This window comes from Citrobacter sp. wls716 (assembly GCF_005280975.1).
GTDB lineage: Bacteria > Pseudomonadota > Gammaproteobacteria > Enterobacterales > Enterobacteriaceae > Citrobacter > Citrobacter youngae.
The window spans coordinates 267657-293457 of record NZ_SZWX01000031.1; the positions used below are offsets into that span (position 1 = coordinate 267657).

The following is a 25801-nucleotide window of genomic DNA, read 5'->3' on the forward strand; positions in this document are numbered from 1 at the left end:
AGCAAATATTATTGATTAAACAGCGCCGACAATCCGCTTCGGCGTTCGGTTCGGGTGGCAATGGCGCCACTCAATATCCGTTCATCGGCATACAGCGACAAACGACGGCGCGCGCGGGTAACGGCGGTATAGACCAGCTCGCGAGTCACCACAGGTGAATGCTGGTTGGGTAAAATTAGCGCCGCGTGGTCAAACTCAGATCCCTGCGATTTATGGACGGTCATTGCCCAGGTCGTTTCATGTTCAGGCAAGCGACTGGGCTGGACCGATTTGATAGAACCGTCCGGCAGCGCAAACCACACTCTCAGGCCCTGCCCACGATCGAGGGCAATGCCAATATCACCGTTAAATAATCCCAACGAACTGTCATTGCGCGCGATCATTACCGGCCTTCCCTCATACCAGCGGCTATGCGTCGAACGGTGAATTTTGCGCTTTTGCGCCATCACCTGCTCAATGCGTTCATTCAAGCCACCCACGCCAAACGGACCTTCCCGCAGGGCGCACAATAGCTGATACTCATTGAAGGCCTGAATGACAGAATCCGGTCCGGCACGCTCGCGCAGTAAATCGAGATAGTTCCCATAACCCGCCAGCGCTTCCTCCAGCATCGCGGCGTAATCCTCGCTGCTGTGCAGAGCGCGTTTTTCGATGTCGCTAAATCCCTGCTGGAAGACCGTTTTTATCGCGGCTTTGTCACCACGATTAATCGCCGCAGCCAACTGGCCGATTCCGGAATCGCTACCGAAACGGTAGCTCTTTTGCAGCAGGCACAAACTGTCGCGCAGAGCAGCTGCCTGAGTTCCCGAACCTGCCGGAATAGCGCTTTCGGTCAGGCGACTAAGCTGGCGGGCACGTTCCGGGGTAAAGCCATCACCGACGAAAGCACAGATATCCCCCAGCACCGCCCCCGCTTCAACGGAAGCGAGCTGGTCGCGATCGCCAAGAAAAATCACCCGCCCATGTGGCGGTAGCGCATCGATAAGGCGCGACATCATCGGCAAATCGATCATCGAGGCTTCATCCACCACCAGCACGTCCAGATGCAGTGGGTTTCCTGCATGATGCCGCAGGCGTTGGCTTCCAGGCTGAGCGCCCAATAATCGGTGCAATGTACTGGCATCATCGGGAATGCGCTTCTTTTGCTCATCGGTCAGCGGCAGTTCTCGCAGCGCCGCGCCCAGCGAGGCGGTCAGACGGGCTGCCGCTTTTCCCGTTGGCGCCGCCAGACGAATACGACAGCGTTCACCGTCCGCCATCTGAATCAACGCCGCCAGAAGCCTCGCCACCGTTGTCGTTTTTCCGGTCCCCGGCCCGCCGGAGATCACCGATATACGGCGGGTCAACGCCAGTTAACGCCTTCAACGGGTGGAAACAGCGCCGCCAGCGTGTGGGTCAGCCGTTGTTCATCCACCTCAATGGCGTGGTTAACTTCACCGAAAAAGCGCGCCACCGCGCGTTCGTTATGCCACATGCGGTTCAGATACAAGCGATCGCCGTACAGCACCAGCGGCGTGGGCTGCTCGCCACGGCTTACCGCAGCGGAGGCCAGCAGGCATTCCGACCAATCTTCCGGTTCACCGGCCTCGCACAGCCAGGCGCTCAACAGCGGATGGGCATCTTCGCGTAAAGACAACCGGGAAAGCGGTAAGCAAACGTGCCCCTCGCCCGCCTCACGGCTAAGCAGAGCCGCCGCCAGCGCAACGGCAGGGTTATCATTTCCGGCAACCGCCAACGCAAACTGGGCATCCAGAGGCCGGAGCTGCTTTTGCTCTACGGCCTCCAGCAATCGTTTCTGGATTGTCATTGCATCTCCTCCAGAGCCGCACCGGCAAACAACTCGTCCATCAACGCGATCAATTCCCCATCGGGTCGGGTAGCGTAAATTCCCTGCTGCGGATTTTCACTGTCAACGCCACGCAGGAAAAGATAGATAACGCCGCCAAAATGGCGTTCATAATCGTAATCAGCAATGCGATGGCGCAGATAACGGTGCAGCGCCAGGGTATACAACTGATACTGCAGATCGTAACGGTGCGCCTGCATGGCTGAGGCCATTGCCTGCTGGGTATACGCAGAACTGTCTTCGCCCAGCCAGTTTGACTTGTAGTCGAGCAGGTAATAACGCCCCTGGTGGCGGAACACCAGGTCAATAAACCCTTTCAGCATGCCGCGTACCTGCATAAAGTCCAGCGGCGGGCAGCCAGCCGAAAGCGGATCGTATTGGCGGATCAACGCATCAAGTTGGCTGGCCATCAGCGGCTGCGAAATCGGCAGATAAAACTCCATCTCCACCTGTTTTTCACGCGCGGAAAGCTGACTCAAACTCACGCCGGTCTCGTTGAGAGGCGCCTGCAAAATGGCGTCCAACCATGCGGTCAAAACCGGCGTCCAGTGTGCATCATAACCGCCCAACGCCAGTTTTTCTTCGACCCAATGCGGCTCTACCGGTTGGGTGAAGTCGAGATCTTCAAACAAGCTATGCAAAAATGTACCCGGCGAAGCGCCGCGCGGAAACTGATGCGGCGTGAGTCCTGACTCTTCAATAACCTCACCGACGCCTGCGGCATCGATATCCAGTCGCGGGATCAGATCCTGCGCAATACCATGTCCACGCTGTTGCAGACCGGAATAGCTGGTCACGCGCCAGCTGTCACCAGGCGTACGCTGCAGTATTTTTGCATTCAGTTCACTGCTAACAGACTGCGCAACCTGCCAGGGTTCGCCGTCAGGCTGCGCGGGAGTCTGGCAAGCAATATCGTTGCTGCAAAGCGCTTCAATCGCGCCACGCAGACCCGCGGCATCCATCGGCTCGCCTTTTTGCAGCAGGCGGCCAAGGGCACTCTGATGCACATCGGTATCCCCTTTCTTATCGCCCCGACGGCGTACCAACGGCGCCACGCCAAGGCTGCAGTGCCATACCGAACGGGTGAGCGCAACATAGAGCAAGCGCAAGTCTTCTGCCAGACGTTCCGCTTCGGCCAGCTCAACGCTCTCCGCGGCATCGCTGAGATCCAGCACCGCTTCAAAGGAGCTGCGATCGTGGTAGAAAGCCTGATCCTGGACGCGGAAATTGGTGATAAACGGCAGCCAGACCAGTGGATATTCCAGCCCTTTCGATTTATGGATGGTGACGATTTTAACCAAATGCTTGTCGCTTTCGAGCCTGAGCTGCTGACTGGACGCATTGCTGTCGGGTTCAAGAATATGCTGAGATAGCCAGCGCACCAGCGCATGCTCGCTTTCCAGTTGCGATCCGGCTTCCTGGAGCAGTTCGCTGATATGTAAAATATCGGTCAGGCGGCGTTCGCCCCCCGCCGTCGCCAGCAGGTTTTCCGCAATATGGCGAGCGGACATCAGCGCGCGCAGCATGGGCATCACGCCGCGTTTATGCCAGATCTGACGATAACCATCGAACTCCTCGACTACCGCATCCCAGGCATTTTCGTCGTTATTTAACGCTTCGAGATCCTGCGCATTCAGCCCCATCATTGAGGTTGCCAGCGCGCTACGCAGCGTGTTCTCACGCTCCGGCGTCATCACCGCTTGCAGCACCCACAGCAGTTCCTGCGCTTCCAGCGTTTCAAACACGCTGTCACGGTTGGAGAGATAAACAGAGGGAATGGCCAGTTGCGTCAGCGCATCGCGGACCAGCGCCGCCTCCTGGCGGCTACGAACCAGTACGCTGATGTCCGAGGCGCGTACCGGCCTGGACGTTTTACCGCTGACCAGTTGCGCAGCGCCAGAATACCCGGCCTTAAGCCAGTCGCGAATTTGCGTGGCGCACACCTGCGCCATGTAGTTCTGATAGTCGCCTACGCCACAGCTTTCCCCTTCCATCAGCCACATACTCATGGCTGGCTGCGTTTCACCGTGTAAAACAAACTGAAGCGACTGGTTTTTCTCTGCGGATTTTACCGGGCTGAAGGGGATGTCGCGGAACATAAAGGCGTCGTTCATCTGGCTGAAAATCGTATTCACACTATTGACCATGCCAGGAGCCGAACGCCAGTTAGTATCGAGCGTATAGTGCGCGCTGACTTCACTACGCGCCTTCATGTAGGTAAAGATATCCGCGCCGCGAAAGGCGTAAATTGCCTGTTTCGGATCGCCAATCAGCAGCAGCGCGGTGTCCGGTTGATGCTGCCAGATACGGCGGAAAATACGGTATTGCTGCGGGTCGGTATCCTGGAACTCATCAATCATCGCGACCGGAAAACGGGTACGAATCGCCGTCGCCAGCGCATCGCCGCTTTCACTGCGCAACGCTGCATCCAGACGGCTGAGCATATCGTCAAAACCCAGCTCGCCGCGGCGGCGTTTCTCCTCGGCAACCGCCGTGCGGATCTCCGCCAGCGCCCGGGTGATCACCAGATCGCGGATTGTCAGCGGTTGGCCAAGCAGTTGATCAATAGCGACGAAAAGCGGGTGCTGAGGCGTTACGCCGCCCGCTTTGGTTCGCTCTTCTAAAAAGCGCTGGGAGAATTTCTCCAGCGCATCAGGCAGCTGATAGCTTTGGGTTTCTTCCTGCGCCCACGCGCTGATCTTTTCGATCCACTTACCCTGGTTACCACGATTAAATTTACGCCGGTCGATCCCGGATGCTTCCAGCAGGCCATCCAGCTCATCAACGGCATCGCGCCATTGCTGCTTAATTTGATTAATGCGCGCGAGGATTTGTTCGTGCCGGGTTGCCAGCGTTTCGTCATCGGGCGGTGGAGCCTTGATAACCGGTGCTTCCCCTTGCAGATAGCGATCGATATCTCTCAGCAGCGCCTGCGGTCCTTTCCACGTTTCAAAAATCACCTGCGCAATGTCACGGGGCAGCGGATAGCAGTGTCGACGCCAGAAGTCCGCACAGGCCTGATAGCGCAGCAGCGATTCATCTTCAATCAGTTGTTGCTCAAACAGCATGCCTGACTCAAAAGCGTTGAGGCTGAGCATACGCTGGCAAAAGCCGTGAATGGTAAACACCGCCGCTTCATCCATCTGTCTTTCTGCCAATAGCAGCCACTGGGCGGCCTGTTTTTTATCGGCGATTTCATCTAACAGACGGGCGTATAGCGGGTTATCGGTGGTTTCACGCAGGCAGGCAATACGCAGTTCATGGATGTTGCTACGAATTCGACCGCGCAGCTCTTCAGTAGCCGCCTCGGTGAAGGTGACCACTAACAGTTCTTCGACGGTCAGCGGACGGGGAAAGGCGGCAGAGCCGCCCAGTCCAAGCAGTAAACGTAAATACAGGGCGGCGATGGTAAAGGTTTTACCGGTGCCCGCAGAGGCTTCAATCAGGCGCTCGCCCGTCAGGGGCAAGCGGAGTGGATCAAGGGACTCAGCGGCATCATTCATTCTTATCACTCATCAGGGGTAAGGTTTGCTGCAACGCGCTGACGGTCTGCCACACTTTCCAGCCTTCCGGGTGCACATATTCTGCTTTCCCATTCTGACTGCCGGAAACCTGTGACAGTATCGCCATGCCTTGCGGCTCAACCACCGCCTGATGGAAGAAGTCGGCAAGCTTTTGCGGCGTCAGCAGTTTAATCTGAGCCACTATTTTATCACGTGAATCGAAGCGCATATTGCCGCGATCAAAATCTTTGCTTAACTGCGAGGCTTCTGCCCCCAGCGTTTGCGGGGCCTGGAGCATTTGCGCAATAATCGCCTGCTGAATTTGTGCGAACTCATCAGCTTTCATCGCCCGCAGCTTCGCTTCCGCCGTCGGGAAGAACGCTTTATAACGCTCCCAGAGGTAAGATGGCTGCTTATCACTGCTTTGCAACAGGAAGCCCATTCCCCACTGGCGGCCAACGCTCATTGGGAAAGCAAAGACGGCATAACCTAATTGCTCTTCAGTACGCAGTTGATTGTAGAACCACGGTTGAACAATCTGCCCTAACATGGCGCTATAGGCTGAACTGGTGTACTCATCGTATCCAGTTGGCACAAATACCGCCGCCAGCGCGGAATCCGTACTACTGCCCGCTTTTTCAAAGATGACAGACTGCTTCTTGTCTACCACAACATCTTTGTTTCGGCACCACTGTGAGCCGTTCGCACCAAGCTGCTTCTGGATATCCCGCGCCATGGTTTTCGCCTGAGCTTCGCTCATATTACCGACCACCAGGAATTCGGGACGCGCCCCGATTTTCAAGGCGTCGCGATAGGCCATTACCTCTTTCAGGGTGATGGAAGTCAGTAACTTACGGCGCTCATCGCGTGAGAAGTACGGTACCTGAGACAGCATCTGAACCGGCATGATCGCCTGATCGTAGGCTTTGCCTTTCTCCGCCGAGTCCATCATCTGGGCGTACCAGGATTTCGCCTGTTCCAGCTGTTCATCTGTTGAGGTGTAACTGAAATAACCGCTCAGCAGCGCCTGGAAAAGCTGCGGCAAACGCTGAGTATAGCCGTTGGCGTTAAGCATCAGGCCGTTATTAGCGTTTGTAGAAAAACCAATACCTCCCACTGCGGCCTGGTTACTTAACTGGTCGAGTGCAATACCCGCCAGATAATCGTTCAGGGCGAATAAGACCTGATTGCGGGCGCTGTCCATCGCTTTCGGGTTACGCAGTATCACGCTGACATCAACCTTTGGCTCGCTGGCAAAATACTGGCTCGGCGCATACACCACGCGTAAATCCGGCTCATCAACGATCAGTTCCGGGTGAGCGTATTTTTTATCCGCCTTAATCAGCGTGAAATCATCAGGAATGTAGGGGTTCAACTCCGGTAATGACAACGCAATGCCCTGCGCTTTTTGCTGCCAGTCGGCAAAGGTTTTGTCGCTGATTTTATCTACCTGATAAGGCGCATCGACAAAGTAAGCAGTTTTATTATGCGGCTCTTTCGCGCTGATATACCAGATACGCGCATTCTGCGGCGTCATCATTGCCAGACGTTGCTCAACGGCTTTGGCATCGTACTGGTCGGCAATATTCACCGCATCCAGAGTATGCTCGACGGGAACGCGGATCATGGTATCCGCCAGCCATTCAACGTAGTCCATATCACGGGTGATAGAGGGATAACGAAAATCGAGATCCAGCACATGCGCCAGTTCGTCAAAATAGCGTTTATCGATACCTTTTTCACGTAACAGGTTGAGATAGCTAAAGATTGCAGCAACAACTTCATCGCGATTCGCCAGCCCTTTGTCGGTTAACGTCGCGGAAATGGCTAACACGCCGCTATTCCCATTGACCACCGGATCGGAGTCCGCACGAATACCTTCAACCAGCCCCTGCTTTTGCAACCAGTCAGACAATGTGCCCGGACTACGATTGCCAATCAGGTAGGTCACCAGCTCATCGGTTTTACTGCGGAACTGCGCGCTATTGTTATCAATACGAAACTCGACGCGCAGCACTTTACGCGGCATTGCCGGAACATAGTGGATGATGACGCCCTTTTGCGCGTCGGTGACAACCGGGACGGTTATTTCCGGTTTTTCGATATTTCTGTTTGGCACGCGACCAAAGGTGTCAGCCGCTATCCGCGCCAGCTCTGGCAATGGTTTATTGCTATAAATCACCGCCTTCATCAGGTTCGCGGAGTAGTACTTTTCATGAAATTTGTGTAACGCCTGTACCACCGGATTACCCGGTTTATCGCTTAATGTTTCCAGATTTCCGCCGGAGAAGCGCGAACCAGGGTGCGCCGGGTTAATAGTCTCCGCACTCACCTGCGCCATACGCATCCCGTCTCGGGTACGCGCCAGCGTCAGCTCGGAGTTAACCGCGTTACGCTCGCGATCGGCATATTTTTTATCCAGTAACGGATCGGCAATAGCGTCTGCCAGGCGATCTACAGCCCCCACCAGCGCGTCGTTTTCAACCTCAAGATAGAAAGCCGTACGATAAGGCGCGGTGCTGGCATTATGGCTGCCGCCGTGCATTTTCAGAAATTCAGACAGGCTGTCCGGCTGCGGGTATTTTTTCGACCCCATCAGACACATATGTTCGAGATAATGCGCCAGCCCCTGATGATCGTCCGGATCTTCCAGCGAACCCACGGGGACCACCAGTGCAGAAAGGGATTTCACGGCCTGCGGATCGGATACCAGCAATACGACCATACCGTTATCAAGGCGCACGGCCTGATACTGACGGGTGTCTTTATCGCTTTTACGGATAGTTTCAGCTAAAGGCTGCCAACCGGTATCAGCCTGACTTACGGGAACCCAAAGGGCGACGAACAACAGTAATGCGCTAAACCAGGTGCTGCGGGGCATTCACAAACCTCATCATTAACGTATTCACCTGTTCACTGCAAACAACGCATTAAGCGTGGTCTGAACAGGGCAAGACTCTGTGCTGAACGCGTCAGCCTCTTCTCTTTGTAAGAATCAGTCCGTGACAGAAAGCGCATCATAGTGGAAGCCATCAAATTGCGCAATTTTTATACAATCATCACGACTGATTAAATCGAAAAATCGGTAACAGGTAACGCTGAGACTGTAAAACAATGGTCTCCAGCGTATCAGCATCCAGTTGACGCCACAGACGTTGATACCAGATGTCATCACCTTCACCGCGTACCATCATGTTGCCTTCATAGGCCTGCAGAAACTTACTGCGCGCTTTTTGCAACGTATCATCGTCATCTAACATGGCATCATTTACGGCGTCATAACAGGTTTTTATCCACGCCCCACCACTTTCCGGTAATACCAGTAGCGGCGATGACATGCCTTCCCGATATCCCTCAATAAGTTGCGACAGATACTGTAACGCCTGTTCGGCCTCCAGTGGAGGGAAACGCCACTCGCCGTCTTTGCGTAAGAACAACCGGCTTTCTCCCGTACCGCCACTCGCACAATAGACAAGATGTTCCAGCCAAAGTTGCACACCCTGCGCAATGCTGATCAAAGATGGGCGCCAGCGCAACAAACCGTCCTCTTGTACCTGCGGCAACCAACCGGTGATTTGCACGCCGTTACAGGTAAGATCGATTTCCATGCTCTGACAAGGCTGACGACAGGCGATAATGCGTTCAGCCAGCGTCTGCATCTCCTGACGCTGCGTATCCCACAGAATTTCACCAAATGGCCCATAGGGAAGCGCACCCGCCGCACGAAAACGGCGAAACAGTCGTTCAGCGTCGTTCTCTTCAACCAGGGTATTAAGCAACTGCTGATTAAGCTGATAGCGGCTGAGCCCTTCGAGGATAAAGGGTTCTGTTTCCGGGATTTCGCTCTCTTCAGAGCGGAAATTTACCCTCAGGCGCATCTGGAAAAACGCCCGCACCGGATGAGCCCAAAAGCGTTGCAGCGTTTCCAGCGTCAGGGTTTCAGGCATTGTAAAGGGGAGCGGCTGGACAAAATCCGTGTGCGCTTTGCCTGACAGACTTGCCGCTGGCAACCACTCTCGAGCATAACTTTGCTGCTCACCTGGCAGATAGTTTTGTGCATCAAAGGGCATACGGGTATGTAAACGGGTAATGTGCGCTTTTACTTTCGCTTCACTTTGATCGCTAGTGAGTAATTCATCGCCCGGCAAATAGTGGCTTTGCCCAATGTAATCCATAAGTTCCTGCACCAGCACCGACGGGAAGCGCTCACTGTTATCCTGGATTGAGCGGCCGATATAGCTGATATAGAGCGTTTGTTGCGCCGAAATCAGGGCTTCGAGGAACAGATAGCGGTCATCATCACGGCGGCTTCGGTCACCACGCCTCGGTTTTTGGCTCATCAGATCAAATCCCAGCGGCGCAAGCTGGCGCGGATAAACGCCATCGTTCATGCCCAACAGGCAGACCACTTTGAAAGGGATAGAGCGCATCGGCATCAGCGTACAGATATTGACAGGCCCTGCCAGGAAACGCTGGCTGATGCGCTCCTGGTCAAGACGCTGCGCCAGTTCGTCACGTAACAGAGACAGCGGTATGGCCTCGCCATACCCGGCCCCCAAACCTTCAGTGATAATGGCCTGCCACTGCTGTTCAATCAGCGTCATCGCCGCTTCGGTGTCCGCGTCCGGCAGGAAGAAATCATTAAGCATGTCCCGGCAAACGGGTAACCACTCTTCCAGCGGGCGTTCCTGTGCTAACCTTCTGCGCCAGATGTTTAGCTGCATCAGCAACGAGGCCAAATGCCCGACTAACTCGGCAATCAAACCACTGGACTCATCATAGGGCAATACCGACTGCCACTCACCCTGTGCGCTTTCCATCGCATAGCCCAGCAGCATACGTGTTAAACCAAATTGCCAGGTATGCTGGCCAGTTGGAGGAAGCGCGAGTTCGCGCACGTTGTCGTCGTCAATGCCCCAGCGAATTCCAGATTCATTGACCCACAAACGAAGATAGCGCAACCCTTCTTCATTGATGTTGAAACGCGCAGCCAGCACAGGCACATCCAGTAATGCCAGCACATCCTCTGAGACAAAACGGCTGTCCGGTAGCGAAAGCAGGCTAATAAACGCCTGTAAGACGGGATGAGACTGACGCGCCCGGCGATCGGAAATAGCATACGGCAGGTAACGATCGGCCGGTGCACTGCCAAAGACAGCCTGAATAAATGGACTGTAGCTGTCGATATCCGCCACCATCACGATGATGTCGCGCGGCGTCAGCGTTGGGTCCGCTTCCAGCATTGCCAGCAACCGGTCGTGGAGTATTTCCACTTCGCGTTGTGGGCTATGACAGACATGAAACGTCACACTAGTATCATTCGGTTCAAGCAACCGTTTATTGTCGCTACGCGAATACTCCTCCAGGCTGACTCCTGCCACCGCATGGTTTTCGAGTTCCAGAATATCCGCTTGAATATTATGCAAAAGATTGTCAGGAGTAATGTCGACAAACGCATCCAGCTCCTGGCTGTTTTCCAATTCTGAAAGCAGATATATGTAGTCACGCCCTAGTTTTCCCCATGAGGCCAACATCGGATTCCCCACATCCTGCTCACCATCGCTGTTAAACAGTCCTTCAGCATTCTGACTATCGCGAAACAGCGGTAAATGTCGTTCTTCAAAGCTATGCCTACGCTGACGCGCCAACAGTTTAGCCAGATAAGCGGGGTCTTTAATATCCCCCCAGTAGTAACGACAGGGATTGGTAAAAAGCAAATGAATATCAATGTGCTTACCCAGCGCTTGTAATGCCTGCAGATACACGGGCGGTAGCGCGGAGATACCACAAATAAAGACGCGCGAGGGCAAGCCTTGTGGGCAGTCAGACGTATTCTCCAGGGTCTGAATAAACCGCTGATATAAATTGGCACGATGCCAGCCTGGCTGTCCCAGTTCAGCCGTGTATTCCACCAGTGCTTTCCACAATGGCGCTTGCCAGGCCTGAGCATCTCCTAGCCCTTCCACCTGCAGCCCCACCTCCCACTGCGTCAGCCATTCAGGACGGTAGACTAAATACTGGTCGAATAGATCCGCAGCGCGTGATGAAAGCTGAAACAGCTTACGTTTGTCTGTGTCGTCGGTGAGATAGTGGCGTAGCAGTGCGAAATCGTCGTTATCCAGCAATTGAGGTAGCAGCGTCATCAGCTTCCAGCTCATGCTCTGTTTGCTAAATGCGCTCTCTTTTGGGATATCCGGCAATACACGCACAAACATATCCCAGATAAAACTCGCTGGCAGCGGGAAATCAATGTTAGCGGCAATACCAAACTTCTGTGCCAGAGTCATTTGCAACCACTGCGCCATACCGGTGCTTTGAACCAGGATCATCTCGGGTTCAAAGGGGTCGTCCAGCCGCTCGCGCTCAACGATATATTCCATCAACGCTTCCAGCACATCCAGACGATTGGAGTGGTAGACCCTTAACATAGCAACTCCTGACTACTGACGATTTGGGCAGTGCAGTCGTGTCATCTGACCCTGCCTGCCCAGAGGGGAAGTAATTTTAACATTGATGCTGACACATCCCGCTATCGTTGTCTGCATTCGGTTAATTTGCCAGTTTAAAGGTGGTGAATACATATGCAACTGCGTTTGCTGCCAGGCGTGATGCCACAATTGTTGATACTGGCTTCTGACTAAAAAGCTCTTCATCAGCGCCCGCTGATATCCGGAAAGCGCGGTCACGATCATAATCATCAGCACCATTGCCAGCATCACTTCCGGCAGGCTAAAACCACGCTGTCTGTTCAGGGTATCAGACATAACGCCAGCACCTTTAACGGGCAGAAATCGCTCCAGCCATGCGCTGAGAATTCGATAGTACCCTCGATAATCATCCCCTGACGCCATAGCGATATACCTTCATATTGCGCAATAAGCAGCACAAGATCGTCGTCGAGCACACGCAGGCAGACTGTCGCACCCTGTGTGGAATAGCGTCGACACTGCGTTGCCATCTGCAAACTCCAGGGCTGCATACGTGCCCATTCCATGGCGGATTGCACCACTGCCTGATGTTGTAGCGACTGGCTTTCCGTTGCCACCCGCGACGCAAAACTCGCCTCCTGTCGGCTTACGCCTTGCAGCAACAGACTGCCAAGTACCAGGAGTAAAAGCACCATTGCAAGCGATGAAACACCTCGCTCACGGTTCACAGGTTGAATCCTGTGACGTCATAGAATACCTCAATGACCTTTTGAGGTTCGGCGTTGCTTCTCCCGCGCAGGTGCAACGAAAGCACTGGCGCAAATCCGCTGATATTCAGGCGCTCCACCTGAAATACCTCAATCTGAATAGAATCCGGATCGGTCATTTTATCCCAACCTTTTCCCACGCAGGTTGTTGCGCCACGCAAGGTTTCCAGCACCTTATCTTGAACACGAAACCCAACGGCATCGGCCTCCTTTGCCGGAATATCGTCCCAAACACCGTTGCTATTGGCATCCCAGCGTACAATCACACAGTCTCCCGCGGCTGATATCATCAGCCCTTCTCCGATACAGTTTCCCCGACAATAGCCAGCCCGCTGGAGATGCTTCGCCACGGTATAGATCCGCTGCCAGAGCTCATCTTCAAGCACTAGCTGACGAGTGTTCTGCAAAATTTCTCGCTGCAGCGCAGGTAAAAATCGCGCAGCGCTGAGGAGTAAAATGCTGCTTATCACCATAGCGATAAGCACCTCAAGCAGTGAAAAGCCACGTTCACTTACCGACATTGATCCGCCTCACCGCGTTCGCAAAGCCTGATTCGTCCCCAACCAGACACCACCACACGCCATTCACCTGCAGCATTCTTCAGGTAGATATGCCCGGCCCATGCGGTATTACGTAGGCCAAAAAAAGCCAGTGACGGTGTTATCTCTGCCATCTCGACATCAGCCCAGAGTGGCGTAAAAATCAACGGTGAAACCGGCTGACACGAAGTTTGTGACGTCGCTGAGCTTGCCAGACACCATGTTCCTCCTTCGCGGAGCACGTTGATGACGTGATCACGATTACGCCAGTTAGCATCTTCGCGCAATTGCAGCAGGTAATCCCGCACCTGGCTGGCTGTTTGCCATAACCGCTGCTGTTGTTGCCAGCGCTGCCAACCGTACAACCCTGATGCGCCAAGCGCCGCGATAATCAGCATTGCAATCAGGGTTTCGAGAAGCGTGTAGCCTTGTTGTTTTTTCATGTCGCCAGTATGGCGTGAGAGAAATTAATAACGAGGGGGAAATTCAGCTTCTTCGGCAAGCTACGGAGAATATTTATCGCATTACATCACGTTGCAAAATTTCAGGAATCAACGCCGCAGAATAGAATGTAAGGCAAAAAAAAACCGACGCATAAGACGCCGGTTGTGACAGGATTAGCCTCGATCAGATAGCGACCGGCGCTTTAATGCCTGGGTGCGGATCGTAACCCTCAATTTCGAAGTCGTCGAAACGATAGTCGAAAATTGAATCTGGTTTACGCTTGATAACCAGCTTCGGCAGCGCACGTGGCTCGCGGCTAAGCTGCAGATGTGTTTGATCCATATGGTTGCTGTACAGGTGCGTGTCACCGCCTGTCCAGACAAAATCACCGACTTCAAGATCGCACTGCTGCGCCATCATGTGAACCAGCAAGGCGTAGCTGGCGATGTTGAACGGCAGACCGAGGAACACATCGCATGAACGCTGATACAGTTGGCAAGAGAGTTTGCCATCCGCCACGTAGAACTGGAAGAACGCATGACACGGCGCCAACGCCATCTTATCCAGTTCGCCTACGTTCCACGCTGAAACGATAATACGACGGGAATCCGGGTCGTTTTTCAACTGGTTCAGCACCGTCGTGATCTGGTCGATATGGCGGCCATCCGGTGTTGGCCATGCACGCCACTGTTTACCGTAAACCGGACCTAAATTACCGTTCTCATCAGCCCATTCATCCCAGATTGAGACGTTGTTTTCATGCAGGTAGGCAACGTTGGTGTCGCCCTGCAAAAACCACAACAGCTCATGGATGATCGAGCGTAAATGGCAGCGTTTAGTCGTAACCAGCGGGAACCCTTCCTGCAGATTAAAACGCATCTGATGACCAAAAATGGAAAGCGTTCCGGTTCCGGTGCGGTCGTTTTTCTGTGTGCCTTCATCCAGCACTTTTTGCATCAGTTCTAAATACTGTTTCATGGTTCCTCAGGAAACGTGTTGCTGCGGGCTGCGACGGTACGCCCAAACCATCATAATAATACCTGCGACAATCATCGGGATAGACAGGATCTGCCCCATGCTGATGTACTGGACCCATGTGCCGGTAAACTGCGCATCCGGCTGGCGGAAGAATTCGACGATAATACGAAACGCGCCATAGCCAATCAGGAACAGACCGGAAACCGAGCCCATCGGACGAGGTTTGCGAATAAACAGGTTAAGAATGATAAACAGCACAACCCCTTCCAGCGCCATCTCATAAAGCTGTGAGGCATGGCGAGGCAAAGAGCCGTATGTGTCAAAAATAGACTGCCACTGCGGATTGGTTTGCAGCAATAAAATATCTTCAGTGCGGGAGCCAGGGAACAGCATGGCGTACTTAAAGTTAGGGTCAACGCGTCCCCACAGTTCACCGTTGATAAAGTTACCCAGGCGGCCTGCGCCCAAACCAAACGGAATCAGTGGAGCAATAAAATCAGAGACCTGGAAGAATGTACGCTTGGTGCGTTTGGCGAAGATAATCATCACCAGAATCACCCCGATAAGCCCGCCATGGAAGGACATGCCCCCATCCCAGACGCGGAACAGATACAGCGGGTTATCAAGGAACAGCGGGAAGTTATAGAACAGCACGTAGCCAATACGCCCGCCGAGGAAGACCCCGAGGAAGCCTGCATAAAGTAAGTTTTCTACTTCGTTTTTGGTCCAGCCACTGCCCGGGCGATTAGCCCGGCGCGTCGCCAGCCACATCGCGAAAATAAACCCCACCAGATACATCATGCCGTACCAGTGAAGCGCGACGGGTCCAATTGAGAAAATGACCGGATCGAAATCCGGAAAATGCAGATAGCTACTGGTCATCTGTCACCACAAGTTCTTGTTATTTCGCTGAAGTCAGACAGCAATTGATAAGCGCGCCTGCATAATGCAGGCGCTCCAAAGGTGCGAATGATAGCACAAGGGGATCGCAGCGGATGCCGGGAAGATGTAAAAGATCTGTATAGGTAATCTTTACCCCCCGTATTGCCTGATGGTGCTACGCTTATCAGGCCTACAATCCTCCGCGAATCAATCCTCCCATGCCACGGCGCTCCATAAAGGCCGCCACCTGATGGCGTACTTCCGTCGCCAGTTGCGCTTCCAGGCTGCGCTGCGCCAGCGTTTGCGCTTCGTCAAAATCGATATGGCGCAGCAGGTATTTCACACGTGCTACAGAACGCCCGTTCATCGATAAATGACGGAAACCAAGCCCAATAAGGATGGTGACACACATCGGGTCACCCGCCATTTCACCACACAATCGCAAATCGATGCCGCTTTTCTCCGCCTCCTGCGCAATCATTGCCAGCGCACGTAACATCCCCGGATGCAGGCTGTCATAAATACTGGCAACGCGTGTATTGTTCCGATCGACAGCCAAAATATACTGGGTCAAATCGTTGGTCCCAACCGAAATAAAATCGATCCTGTTTGCTAAATGCGGCAGCATAAACACCATCGACGGGACTTCCAGCATGATGCCAATGCGTGGTTTTGGGATCTCGTAGCCGATCATCTCTTCCACTTCGCGTCCGGCACGTTCTATCAGGCGTCGCGCTTCATCCACTTCATCAATACTGGTGACCATCGGCAGTAAAATGCTCAGGTTTCCGGTTGCCGCGTTGGCACGCAGCATGGCGCGAACCTGGATCAAAAAGATCTCTGGCTGATCGAGCGTTATGCGGATCCCTCGCCAGCCAAGGCACGGGTTTTCTTCGCTGATGGGCATGTACGGCAGTTGTTTATCGGCACCGACATCCAGCGTACGCAGAGTTACGGGCTTATCGTTAAACATCTGCAGCATACCCTGATACTGCGCAACCTGCTCTTCTTCAGATGGAAAGCCGCTTTGCAGCATGAACGGGATTTCAGTACGATACAGCCCGATACCGTCAATTCGGCTACCCAGCTTCTCTTCATGTTCCGGGCTGAGACCCGCATTGAGCATCACCTTCACGCGCTCGCCGCTTTTCAACTGTGCCGGTTGATTAACATCATCTTCCGCCAGGCGGCTCAGTTCGATCTCTTCACTAATGAGACGCTGATATTCCTGGATTAATACCGGCTCCGGATCAACCAACAGTTCGCCACGATAGCCATCCACCACCAGCGTGCGGCGATGCAGCACCGACGGCTGGATATCGGCCCCCATAACGGTCGGGATACCCAGCGCACGAACCATAATCGCCGCGTGAGAGTTGGCGGCACCATCCCTGACGACAACCCCTACCAACCGGTCCTGGGGAAGTTCCGCCAGCGTAGTGGCAGACAGCTCATCCGCCACCAGCACGAAACGTTCCGGCCAGGCATTCGGCCCCTGAACAGAGTCGTCAAGATGGAACAGCAGACGCTGCCCCAACGCGCGCAAATCCCCGGCGCGTTCTTTGAGATAGTTATCGCTTAGCGCGGCAAACTGTTCGGCAAACTTCTCGATGATCGTTTTAACCGCCCACTCGGCCACCGAGCCGTTATCCACTTCCGCGAACAACTCGCGGCGCAGACGGGTATCGGAGAGCAGGTGCGAATAGAGATCAAAAATTGCCGCCGTCTCTTTCTGTGCCCCGGCAGCAAAACGCTTACTGTAGCGGCGAAATTCATTTGCGGCTTCTTCCAGTGCGCCAGTCAGACGTTCACGCTCAAGCACTGGATCCAACGTTGAAGCCTGATACACCTGTTCCATCAGCGGTAACGTGGCATCCTGCCAGCCTTCAGCGATCGCCACGCCGGGGGCGGCAGGCAATGCGCGGATACGCGTTTGCCGGTATTGCCCAAATAGCGCGGTTAACTGCGACTGAGACAGAATAGCGGCCATTTGTGTGGCAAGCGTGACCAAAAAAGATTCTTCGCTTTCGTCGTACTGGCGCAACTCACGTTGCTGTACCACCAGGACGCCTAATAACTGGCGTCGCTGGATGATAGGTACGCCTAAGAACGCACGAAAGCGTTCTTCTTTCACCGAAGGAATATATTTAAAGCTGGGGTGTTTTTGCGCATCGGCAAGGTTGATAGGTTCCGCCAGCCTGCCAACCAGGCCAACGATCCCTTCATCAAACGCCAGTGCAACAGTGCGACCGCGTGGTTTTTTAAGTCCTCGGGTCGCCATCAGGTAATAACAGCGTCGGTCGTGATCGGCCAGGTAGACCGAGCAGACCTCTGTATCCATCGCAAGACAGATGTCAGTAACCAGAATATTCAACGCCTCATTGAGACGTGGGGCACTGGCCACCTTTTCGACTATTTCGCGCAGGCGGGTGAGCATAATTTGCGTAGCTTAACCTCTTTTACGTCTGTACGCAGGTGCGCTTTGCGGCTTAGGAGTGCTCTCCTGAAGCGCCATCACAACACTTGCGAATTCTTTCATCACCCTGCGATAGACATCGCGTTTAAATGACACCACCTGTCGAACCGGATACCAGTAACTCACCCAGCGCCAGCCGTCGAACTCAGGTGTACTGCTGGTTTGCATATTGATTTCAGCATCGCTACTGACCAACTGCAAAAGAAACCATTTTTGTTTCTGGCCGATACAAACCGGCTTTGTGTCCCAACGCACCAAACGTTTCGGTAACTTGTAACGCAACCAGTTACGAGTAGAAGCAAGGATCCGCACATCTTTACGACTCAGACCTACTTCTTCAAAGAGTTCCCGGTACATCGCCTGCTCTGCTGTCTCTCCTGCATTTATCCCGCCTTGCGGGAATTGCCAGGAGTGCTGACCAAATCGCCGGGCCCACATGACCTGCCCCTGGCGGTTACAAATTACTATCCCTACATTCGGGCGGTAGCCATCGTCATCAATCACCGGACTACCTCAACATAAACCTTATATACAAACGATTGTTTCACACTCCAGAGGGGCGGTAAACCACTCTGTTAAGGGCGCGATATTCTAATAACAATTGAATAACTCACAGCAAAGGGCCGAGTTATAAACAGAAGATATGCTACATAGGCGATTTTATTCACCTTTTCTGTGGATATAGTTGTGAAGAAGTACGGAATTACTATGGGAAAACCCGGAGCAGTCTGAACAAGACATCCGTCACACTCAAAAAATAGTCTTATATATTCATTAAGTTAAAAGCAACAACTGTAGCTAAACATGCAGAAATGTGATGCACGTCACGCATACGATCTTCGAGCTGATGAAAGATCGACCAGCGTTGGTTTTATCCACAGATTATGCCAATAAGTTAGGCACAATTTGTGTGAAAATTCGATTTTCGTCGCACGTCAAGGCTGTAAATTGAAACAGTAGTGGGGGTTTTTCACAGTTATCCCATCTTTCTGTGGATAACATGGTGTAAGATCCTGTTCATTGTCAGTGACCAGAATTGGAAAACCCGGTTTTCTGTTGCGCAACCCTTTACATCAAAATATAAAAACCACTATAAATCATGCAATTGGATAAAGCATGTGGAAAAAGATAAACTCTGTCCACACGGTATAAAATCATTGCTCATTTTTTAACCCAAGGGTAACCCTGATGCCAGAACTCCATCCATTGCTTTCTCCGCCTGAATCCGAAGCCCAGTTGCTGCACCAGGCACGGCAACTTTCGGGCTACACGCTGGGAGAACTGTCGGCGATGGCAGGACTCGTCGCGCCAAAGGATCTGAAGCGGGACAAAGGCTGGATTGGCGTGCTGCTGGAAATTTGGCTTGGGGCCAGTGCGGGCAGTAAACCGGAGCAGGATTTTGCCGCGCTGGGTGTGGAGTTAAAAACGATCCCTGTAGATAGCCTTGGCAGACCGCTGGAAACGACCTTTGTCTGCGTGGCACCGTTAACCGGTAATACCGGCGTGACCTGGGAAACCAGCCATGTTCGACACAAGCTTAAACGCGTGTTGTGGATACCCGTAGAAGGTGAACGCAGCATCCCTGTGGCTGAACGGCGCGTTGGCTCTCCGTTGCTGTGGAGTCCGAATGAAGAGGAAGATCGACAACTGCGTCTGGACTGGGAAGAGTTGATGGACATGATAGTGCTAGGCCACGTCGAACGCATCACCGCTCGCCATGGGGAAGTGCTGCAACTGCGTCCTAAAGCCGCTAACGCCCGGGCGCTGACCGAGGCCATTGGCGCCCATGGCGAACCGATCCTGACTCTGCCCCGCGGGTTTTACCTGAAAAAGAACTTCACTCGCGCATTGCTGGAACGGCATTTTCTATTCCAGGCTCAATAACACACCCTGACCTTTCGCCCGTCGCGTTACGCGCCTATAATTACCGCTTCTTTTTTTTGGCAGGACTTTGTTTGATGTTATTTGCATGGATAACCGATCCTAACGCCTGGCTGGCGCTCGGTACGCTGACGCTGCTGGAGATCGTTCTCGGGATCGACAATATTATTTTCCTTTCTCTGGTTGTAGCAAAACTCCCAACAGCACAACGTAATCATGCCCGACGAATCGGGCTGGCGGCAGCGATGGTGATGCGTCTGGCGCTGCTGGCATCCATCGCCTGGGTAACGCGGCTCACTAACCCGTTATTCGAACTGTTTGGCGAGGCGATTTCAGCGCGCGATCTGATCCTTCTGCTCGGCGGATTGTTCCTGATCTGGAAAGCGAGTAAAGAGATCCACGAATCCATTGAGGGCGAAGAGGAAGGGCTGAAAACCCGCGTCTCTTCTTTCCTGGGCGCGATTGTGCAGATCATGCTGTTGGATATTATCTTCAGTCTGGACTCAGTAATCACCGCAGTAGGCTTGTCCGATCATCTGTTTATTATGATGGCAGCCGTCGTGATTGCCGTGGGCGTAATGATGTTTGCAGCCCGCCCAATCGGTGAGTTTGTTGATCGTCACCCTTCGGTAAAAATGCTGGCACTCTCTTTCCTGATACTGGTTGGCTTCACGCTAATCCTGGAAAGCTTCGATGTCCATGTTCCGAAAGGATACATTTACTTCGCTATGTTCTTCTCTATCGCTGTAGAGACCCTGAACCTGTGGCGCAATAAAAAAAATCCACTCTGACTGACACTATCGCTCCCCCCATGGGGAGCGAATACTCCCCGCGCACCTTCCTTCTCTCACAGATTAAGATTTTACTGCTTTCGCCCTGCACAACTTCGCGTTATTACTAAACTAGTGTCAGACGCAGGCCATGTGAGGATAAGCAGATGAAAAAATGGGCAGTTTTAATTTCCGCCGTCGGGCTGGCTTTTGCCGTTTCCGGATGCAGCAGTGATTATGTGATGGCAACAAAAGATGGTCGAATGATCCTGACCGATGGTAAACCAGAAATTGACGATGATACCGGTCTGGTGAGTTACCACGATCAGCAAGGCAATGCGATGCAAATTAACCGCGACGAAGTCTCTCAAATCATTGAGCGTTGATGGTTAAGGTCAGCAGCGCGCTGGCCTTAACAATTTTGCTTCCCTTTTTCCCTTCCCTCAGCCATTTTTATAATCCTTATGTCGTGATTATAAAAAGGAAACGGCTATGCAATATCACCGTATACCCCACAGCTCGCTGGAAGTCAGTACACTGGGGCTGGGCACAATGACGTTTGGTGAACAAAACAGCGAAGCCGACGCACATGCACAGCTCGACTATGCCGTTGCACAAGGCATAAATTTAATCGACGTTGCCGAGATGTATCCGGTACCGCCTCGTCCAGAAACCCAGGGACTCACCGAAACTTACGTGGGCAACTGGCTCGCCAAACACGGCAGCCGCGAAAAGCTAATCGTGGCGTCGAAGGTCAGTGGACCATCACGTAACAACGACAGCGGCATTCGACCGAATCAGGCGCTGGATCGTAAAAACATCCGTGAGGCACTGCACGACAGTCTGAAAAGACTGCAGACCGATTATCTCGATCTCTATCAGGTCCACTGGCCGCAGCGTCCGACCAACTGCTTTGGTAAGCTGGGATATAGCTGGACGGACTCCGCGCCGGTCGTTTCCCTACTGGATACGCTGGACGCGCTGGCAGAGTTTCAGCGTGCAGGTAAGATTCGTTACATCGGTGTTTCCAACGAAACCGCGTTTGGCGTAATGCGTTATCTGCACCTGGCAGACAAACATGACCTGCCGCGTATCGCCACTATCCAGAACCCGTACAGCCTGCTAAACCGCAGCTTTGAAGTTGGACTGGCCGAAGTGAGCCAGTATGAAGGCGTTGAGCTACTGGCCTACTCGTGCCTTGGTTTTGGCACCTTAACCGGTAAATACCTGAACGGTGCCAAACCTGCCGGCGCACGCAATACGCTGTTTAGCCGTTTTACGCGCTACAGCAGCGAACAAACGCAAAAAGCGGTAGCTGCCTATGTGGATATCGCCAAACGCCATAACCTCGATCCTGCGCAAATGGCGCTGGCATTCGTGCGTCGTCAGCCGTTTGTCGCCAGCACACTGCTGGGTGCCACGACGATGGAGCAGCTAAAAACCAACGTTGAAAGCCTGTATCTGGAATTGAGCGAGGAAGTGCTGGCAGAGATTGAAGCGGTGCATCAGGTGTATACCTATCCTGCACCTTAACAGTTAGCGCCTGATGGCGCTGCGCTTATCAGGCCTACAGACAGCGTTCCCTGTAGGCCTGGTTGCAACAGCATATAACAGACTAATGGCGGCGCTGCCAAATCCACAGCGCCGTAATCGCCAGGGCAAACAACGCACCAAATCCAACGCCAATGGCTACCGCAGGAATACCCACCAACACCGCCAGTGAGTAGATACCGAGCATCAGCAACATCGCGCTGTTTTCACCCAGGTTTTGCACCGCAATAGCGTTGCCCGCACCCACGCTTTTTTTGCCCCGCTCCTGCAGTAACGCATTCAGCGGCACCACAAAGAACCCACCACACACGCCGATAAGCAGCAGCAACGCGTAGGCCGGAAGCAGCGAATGTTGAAGAGAGAAAATCAGCACCACGACGCCGATCAGTATCCCTGCAGGCATACAGCGCGACACGGTTTCCAGCGTCACCAGTTTCGCAGCCGCCCCCGCGCCGACAACAATCCCGATAGCCACCATAGCGTTGAGATAGGTCGGTGTAGCGTTATCGGTAATGCCGAGCGCAACCGGCACCCACAGCACCAGAAGAAAACGCAGCGTGACGCCCGCGCCCCAAAACAGGCTGGTTCCTACCAACGAGAAACGTGTTTCACCGTTGCGCCACAGCGAGGAGGCGGCACAGAAAAAACTACGCGTCATTTTGCCCAGATGCCAGGACTGACCGGGGCGAGCCGCGGCCAGTTTCGGGATATACAGGTTAGCGACCACCGCGCCTGCATAGGCCAGCGCACAGGCGGAAAGCGCAGCAATCACATGCCAGTCGGCCAGCACACCGCCGGCAACAGAACCCAGCAAGATAGCGGCAATGGTTGAAGCTTCCATCAGGCCGTTGGCTTTCACCAGTTTGTCGCCGGTAGTCAACTCACCCAGGATGCCATACTTGGCCGGAGAATACGCCGCTGCGCCAATACCCACCAGCGTATACCCGAGAAATGGGTTAACGCCGAAACAGATACTCGCCGCGCCCAGCAGTTTGAGACCGTTGGCGAACATCATCACTCTACCTTTGGCAAAGCTATCCGCCACCTGTCCAACAAACGGCGCAAACAAAATGTAAGCGCCCACAAACACCATTTGCAGGATTGGCTGGCTCCAGTCCGGGTAGAACTGCGCCTTGAGCAAAGCCAGGGTAGCAAACAACAACGCGTTATCGCCAAACGCTGACAAAAACTGCGCGGCGATAACGGACATCATCCCTTTTGACCAGATTGACGTGCTAGTGTGTACTGACTCACGCATGTTGTTTTTCCGGTTCATCGACCCAGTTTTTCAGTGTCACAAAATCTGGCTTACCGCTGCCGAGCAGAGGGAGTTGTTTTAGGTGGCGGATATCACGCGGTACGGCAAGCTCTGGAATGCCGTGGATGCGCGCATACTGGAGTAATCTTTCACGGGTCAGCTCGCTGTCGGTAGTAAACAGCACCAGCGCTTCCCCTTTATTGGCATCGCTCTTGATAGCCGTGGCATGCATTTTGTCAGCAGATACTGCCAGCGCCAGCTGTTCAACCATCTCCAGTGACACCATCTCACCGGCAATTTTGGCAAAGCGCTTGGCACGCCCCTGAATCTGTACAAAGCCATTTTCATCAAAGCGTACAACATCACCGGTGTCGTACCAGCCGTGTTCTATCTGACCCTGCGCATTTTCTGCGGTTGGGACTTCCAGTACACCTGGCTTTTCGACGCGTAGATAGCCGCTCATAATATTAGGGCCTTTCAGCTGTAAACGCCCGCCATCTTCAATACCAGGAACCGCCAACAGTCGGGCATCCATACCAGGCAGAATGCGCCCTACCGTTCCCGATTTCGCCGCCATCGGTACGTTAATCGACACCACCGGCGCACATTCCGTCACGCCATAGCCTTCAAGGACGCGCAGGCCAAACTTCTCCTGCCACAACTGCTTTGTGCTGTCTTGCAGCTTTTCGGCTCCGGCAACAACATAGCGCAGACGGTGGAAATCGTACGGATGAGCAAACCGCGCATAATTGCCGAGGAACGTTGAGGTACCAAACAGTACGGTGCAGTTACGGTCATATACCAGCTCAGGAACGATGCGGTAATGCAGCGGACTGGGGTACAAAAACACTTCAGCACCGGTCAGCAACGGCGTGAATAACCCTACCGTCAGGCCAAAAGAGTGAAATAGCGGCAATGCTGACATAAAGCGATCGTCGGCAGTGAAATCGGCAATCGTCTTAATCTGCTCGACGTTCGCCAGAATGCTCTTATGGCTGTGTACGACACCTTTCGGGTGGCCTTCTGATCCTGAGGTAAAGAGGATCACCGCAGCTTCTTCCGGCTGCTGCTTCACCTGTGCCAGATGCGGCGCCAACAGATGAGAAAAAATCCACAGCTTATCGCCAAAGGTCACATCGGCCTTCAGATCTTCCAGATACACCCAGCGCACCTGGGTGAGCTGTTCCGGTAGGTGCCAGAGTTTGCCTTTATCGAGAAATTGTCGGGAAGTGAAGATCGTTTTGATTTCAGAGGCTGTAATGGCGCTGGTTAATCCCTTCACGCCCGCCGTATAGTTCATCATCGCCGGGATGCGTCGACGCGCAATGGCGCCAAAAATGACCGCCGCGCTGATCCCCGCATTTGGCAGCATCAGGCCGATTTTTTCACCTTCCGCGCTATATTTCTCCAGAATACGAGCCACAAAGAGTGTCTTCGTCAGCAGTTTGCGGTAGCTGTCCGGCGTAAAGTTAACATCTTCAATGCAGTTTTTGCCTGCGCCAAACCGGTATTTTGCCGCCAGTAGCGACTCGTATAACGTTTCACGCGGGCGGACGGCCATACGCGCTTCCATCATAATCTGATGCAGCATTTCACCGGCGATTTTGCGGCGATCGCGAGCACGCGGCGCTTCCGGCATCGGCATTTGGGTCGGCGGCAGGATATGCAATTGAATACGCGGAAAAAATCGCTGTTTAACCAGACCTTTCAGGCGGCTAAAATGGGTCAGTTCCGCGCCTTCAATACGCACAGGCACCACCGTCGCCTTTGATTTTGCGGCAACGAACCCGGCACCATCGTAGATTTTCATCAGTGAACCGGTGGTCGAAATACGTCCTTCCGGGAAAATAACCACCGGGCGACCCTGCTCGACCAGGCGTACCAGATGTTTAATCGACATCGGTTTGGTTGGGTCTAGCGGTACGAAATCAATCAGTGGAGTGAGCCAGCGCATATACCATTGCTGGCTGATCGAGGTGTAAACGGCAAAAACGGGGCGAATCGGTAAAAAGAGCGCCAGCAGGATACCATCGATAAATGAGACATGGTTGGGCGTGATTAAGACGCGTTCTCCCCGTAGCGCGCTGACATCGCCCGTGACGCGAACACGAAACAGCACGCGAAACAGATTTCGAAAAAAGCCAAATAGCATCTCAACTCCCTGTGCCATTAATTATATAAACATCAATGATGGGAGAGTATACGAGTTGGGGAATGGGCGCGACAGATAACGGGTAAATAGAATCCGAAAAAAAACCTGCGCATCCGCGCAGGTCGGTGCAAGAGACAGGTACGAAGTGCGTACCGAATAATCTCACCAATCAATACCTCTGGGATCTTGATTGTGGTCGTCACCGCGCCGTTCCGCCAGTTGGAAAACGCAAAGGAATGAACCCAAGTGCAACGAGTTGTGTAAATTATCGGTTACTGTTACAGATACGCCGTACGCAAAAAAAAACCTGCGCATCTGCGCAGGCT

At 53.4% G+C, this 25801-nt stretch carries 17 protein-coding genes and 1 pseudogene; 4 read left to right on the top strand and 14 right to left on the bottom strand.

The genetic code is table 11. From position 1 onward, the window contains the following. Positions 1–8: 8 nt before the first annotated feature. The 12 genes and pseudogenes from recD to rppH form a co-directional block, all read right to left on the bottom strand. Positions 9–1807 (bottom strand): annotated as a pseudogene (gene recD / locus FDX24_RS11400) (exodeoxyribonuclease V subunit alpha). Continuing rightward, complete coding sequence (gene recB / locus FDX24_RS11405) at positions 1804–5349, bottom strand: exodeoxyribonuclease V subunit beta (protein ID WP_137364331.1); 3546 nt, start codon at positions 5347–5349, stop codon at positions 1804–1806. The pseudogene recD and the gene recB overlap by 4 nt, the downstream one beginning before the upstream one ends. Then, complete coding sequence (gene ptrA, locus FDX24_RS11410) at positions 5342–8230, bottom strand: pitrilysin (protein WP_137364332.1); 2889 nt, start codon at positions 8228–8230, stop codon at positions 5342–5344. The genes recB and ptrA overlap by 8 nt, the downstream gene beginning before the upstream one ends. A gap of 178 nt (positions 8231–8408) precedes the next feature. Beyond that, positions 8409–11777, bottom strand: coding sequence for an exodeoxyribonuclease V subunit gamma (gene recC, locus FDX24_RS11415; protein ID WP_137364333.1), 3369 nt, complete (start codon positions 11775–11777; stop codon positions 8409–8411). Positions 11778–11789: 12 nt separating this feature from the next. After that, positions 11790–12113 carry a prepilin-type N-terminal cleavage/methylation domain-containing protein gene (locus tag FDX24_RS11420; protein ID WP_048213105.1) on the bottom strand — a complete coding sequence of 108 codons (324 nt, stop codon included), beginning with the start codon at positions 12111–12113 and terminating at the stop codon, positions 11790–11792. Beyond that, positions 12098–12505 (bottom strand): DUF2509 family protein, encoded by a 408-nt coding sequence (locus FDX24_RS11425; protein ID WP_048213106.1) that lies wholly within the window; start codon positions 12503–12505, stop codon positions 12098–12100. The genes FDX24_RS11420 and FDX24_RS11425 overlap by 16 nt, the downstream gene beginning before the upstream one ends. Next, complete coding sequence (locus tag FDX24_RS11430) at positions 12502–13065, bottom strand: prepilin peptidase-dependent protein (RefSeq protein ID WP_116361172.1); 564 nt, start codon at positions 13063–13065, stop codon at positions 12502–12504. Before FDX24_RS11430 ends, FDX24_RS11425 begins: the two co-directional genes overlap by 4 nt. After that, entirely contained in the window at positions 13056–13526 is a 471-nt protein-coding gene (locus FDX24_RS11435) for a prepilin peptidase-dependent protein (protein ID WP_101741607.1), read from the bottom strand. The genes FDX24_RS11430 and FDX24_RS11435 overlap by 10 nt, the downstream gene beginning before the upstream one ends. Before the next feature lie 184 nt (positions 13527–13710). Continuing rightward, positions 13711–14505, bottom strand: a complete 795-nt coding sequence (gene thyA / locus FDX24_RS11440) for a thymidylate synthase (protein WP_005123418.1) — start codon at positions 14503–14505, stop codon at positions 13711–13713. 6 nt (positions 14506–14511) lie between these two features. Next, positions 14512–15387, bottom strand: a complete 876-nt coding sequence (gene lgt / locus FDX24_RS11445) for a prolipoprotein diacylglyceryl transferase (RefSeq protein WP_048213109.1) — start codon at positions 15385–15387, stop codon at positions 14512–14514. A 190-nt stretch (positions 15388–15577) separates the two neighbouring features. After that, the gene (ptsP, locus tag FDX24_RS11450) at positions 15578–17824 is read right to left on the bottom strand and encodes a phosphoenolpyruvate--protein phosphotransferase (RefSeq protein WP_115642935.1); all 2247 of its coding nucleotides are present in this window, start codon (positions 17822–17824) and stop codon (positions 15578–15580) included. A 12-nt stretch (positions 17825–17836) separates the two neighbouring features. Then, positions 17837–18367: an RNA pyrophosphohydrolase gene (gene rppH, locus FDX24_RS11455; RefSeq protein WP_003825602.1), complete on the bottom strand. Its 531-nt coding sequence runs from the start codon at positions 18365–18367 to the stop codon at positions 17837–17839. 684 nt (positions 18368–19051) lie between these two features. Here rppH and mutH point away from each other — a divergent pair. The 4 genes from mutH to FDX24_RS11480 all read left to right on the top strand — a co-directional run bounded on the left by mutH (position 19052) and on the right by FDX24_RS11480 (position 22047). After that, a complete protein-coding gene (gene mutH / locus FDX24_RS11465) occupies positions 19052–19747 on the top strand; it encodes a DNA mismatch repair endonuclease MutH (protein WP_061068501.1) in 696 nt (231 codons plus the stop codon). A 74-nt stretch (positions 19748–19821) separates the two neighbouring features. Next, complete coding sequence (locus FDX24_RS11470) at positions 19822–20535, top strand: TerC family protein (RefSeq protein WP_040232169.1); 714 nt, start codon at positions 19822–19824, stop codon at positions 20533–20535. Between the two features lie 146 nt (positions 20536–20681). Then, the gene (ygdR, locus tag FDX24_RS11475) at positions 20682–20900 is read left to right on the top strand and encodes a lipoprotein YgdR (protein ID WP_005123410.1); all 219 of its coding nucleotides are present in this window, start codon (positions 20682–20684) and stop codon (positions 20898–20900) included. A 106-nt stretch (positions 20901–21006) separates the two neighbouring features. Next, entirely contained in the window at positions 21007–22047 is a 1041-nt protein-coding gene (locus FDX24_RS11480; protein ID WP_048213112.1) for an NADP(H)-dependent aldo-keto reductase, read from the top strand. Positions 22048–22129: 82 nt separating this feature from the next. On the opposite strand, the gene lplT is transcribed toward FDX24_RS11480, so the two are convergent. Next, positions 22130–23323 (bottom strand): lysophospholipid transporter LplT, encoded by a 1194-nt coding sequence (gene lplT / locus FDX24_RS11485; protein ID WP_101741603.1) that lies wholly within the window; start codon positions 23321–23323, stop codon positions 22130–22132. Then, the gene (gene aas / locus FDX24_RS11490) at positions 23316–25475 is read right to left on the bottom strand and encodes a bifunctional acyl-ACP--phospholipid O-acyltransferase/long-chain-fatty-acid--ACP ligase (RefSeq protein WP_101741602.1); all 2160 of its coding nucleotides are present in this window, start codon (positions 25473–25475) and stop codon (positions 23316–23318) included. The genes lplT and aas overlap by 8 nt, the downstream gene beginning before the upstream one ends. Between the last annotated feature and the right edge of the window lie 326 nt (positions 25476–25801).

Bases quoted from the DNA above. Each gene is read 5' to 3' on its own strand.
- ptsP (WP_115642935.1), bottom strand. From the start codon at position 17,824: ATGCTCACCCGCCTGCGCGAAATAGTCGAAAAGGTGGCCAGTGCCCCA.
- mutH (WP_061068501.1), top strand. From the start codon at position 19,052: ATGCCAGAACTCCATCCATTGCTTTCTCCGCCTGAATCCGAAGCCCAG.
- ygdR (WP_005123410.1), top strand. From the start codon at position 20,682: ATGAAAAAATGGGCAGTTTTAATTTCCGCCGTCGGGCTGGCTTTTGCC.
- FDX24_RS11435 (WP_101741607.1), bottom strand. From the start codon at position 13,526: ATGAAAAAACAACAAGGCTACACGCTTCTCGAAACCCTGATTGCAATG.
- recC (WP_137364333.1), bottom strand. From the start codon at position 11,777: ATGTTAAGGGTCTACCACTCCAATCGTCTGGATGTGCTGGAAGCGTTG.
- aas (WP_101741602.1), bottom strand. From the start codon at position 25,475: ATGCTATTTGGCTTTTTTCGAAATCTGTTTCGCGTGCTGTTTCGTGTT.
- FDX24_RS11480 (WP_048213112.1), top strand. From the start codon at position 21,007: ATGCAATATCACCGTATACCCCACAGCTCGCTGGAAGTCAGTACACTG.
- thyA (WP_005123418.1), bottom strand. From the start codon at position 14,505: ATGAAACAGTATTTAGAACTGATGCAAAAAGTGCTGGATGAAGGCACA.
- lplT (WP_101741603.1), bottom strand. From the start codon at position 23,323: ATGCGTGAGTCAGTACACACTAGCACGTCAATCTGGTCAAAAGGGATG.
- FDX24_RS11420 (WP_048213105.1), bottom strand. From the start codon at position 12,113: ATGTCTGATACCCTGAACAGACAGCGTGGTTTTAGCCTGCCGGAAGTG.
- recB (WP_137364331.1), bottom strand. From the start codon at position 5,349: ATGAATGATGCCGCTGAGTCCCTTGATCCACTCCGCTTGCCCCTGACG.
- ptrA (WP_137364332.1), bottom strand. From the start codon at position 8,230: ATGCCCCGCAGCACCTGGTTTAGCGCATTACTGTTGTTCGTCGCCCTT.
- FDX24_RS11430 (WP_116361172.1), bottom strand. From the start codon at position 13,065: ATGTCGGTAAGTGAACGTGGCTTTTCACTGCTTGAGGTGCTTATCGCT.
- FDX24_RS11470 (WP_040232169.1), top strand. From the start codon at position 19,822: ATGTTATTTGCATGGATAACCGATCCTAACGCCTGGCTGGCGCTCGGT.
- lgt (WP_048213109.1), bottom strand. From the start codon at position 15,387: ATGACCAGTAGCTATCTGCATTTTCCGGATTTCGATCCGGTCATTTTC.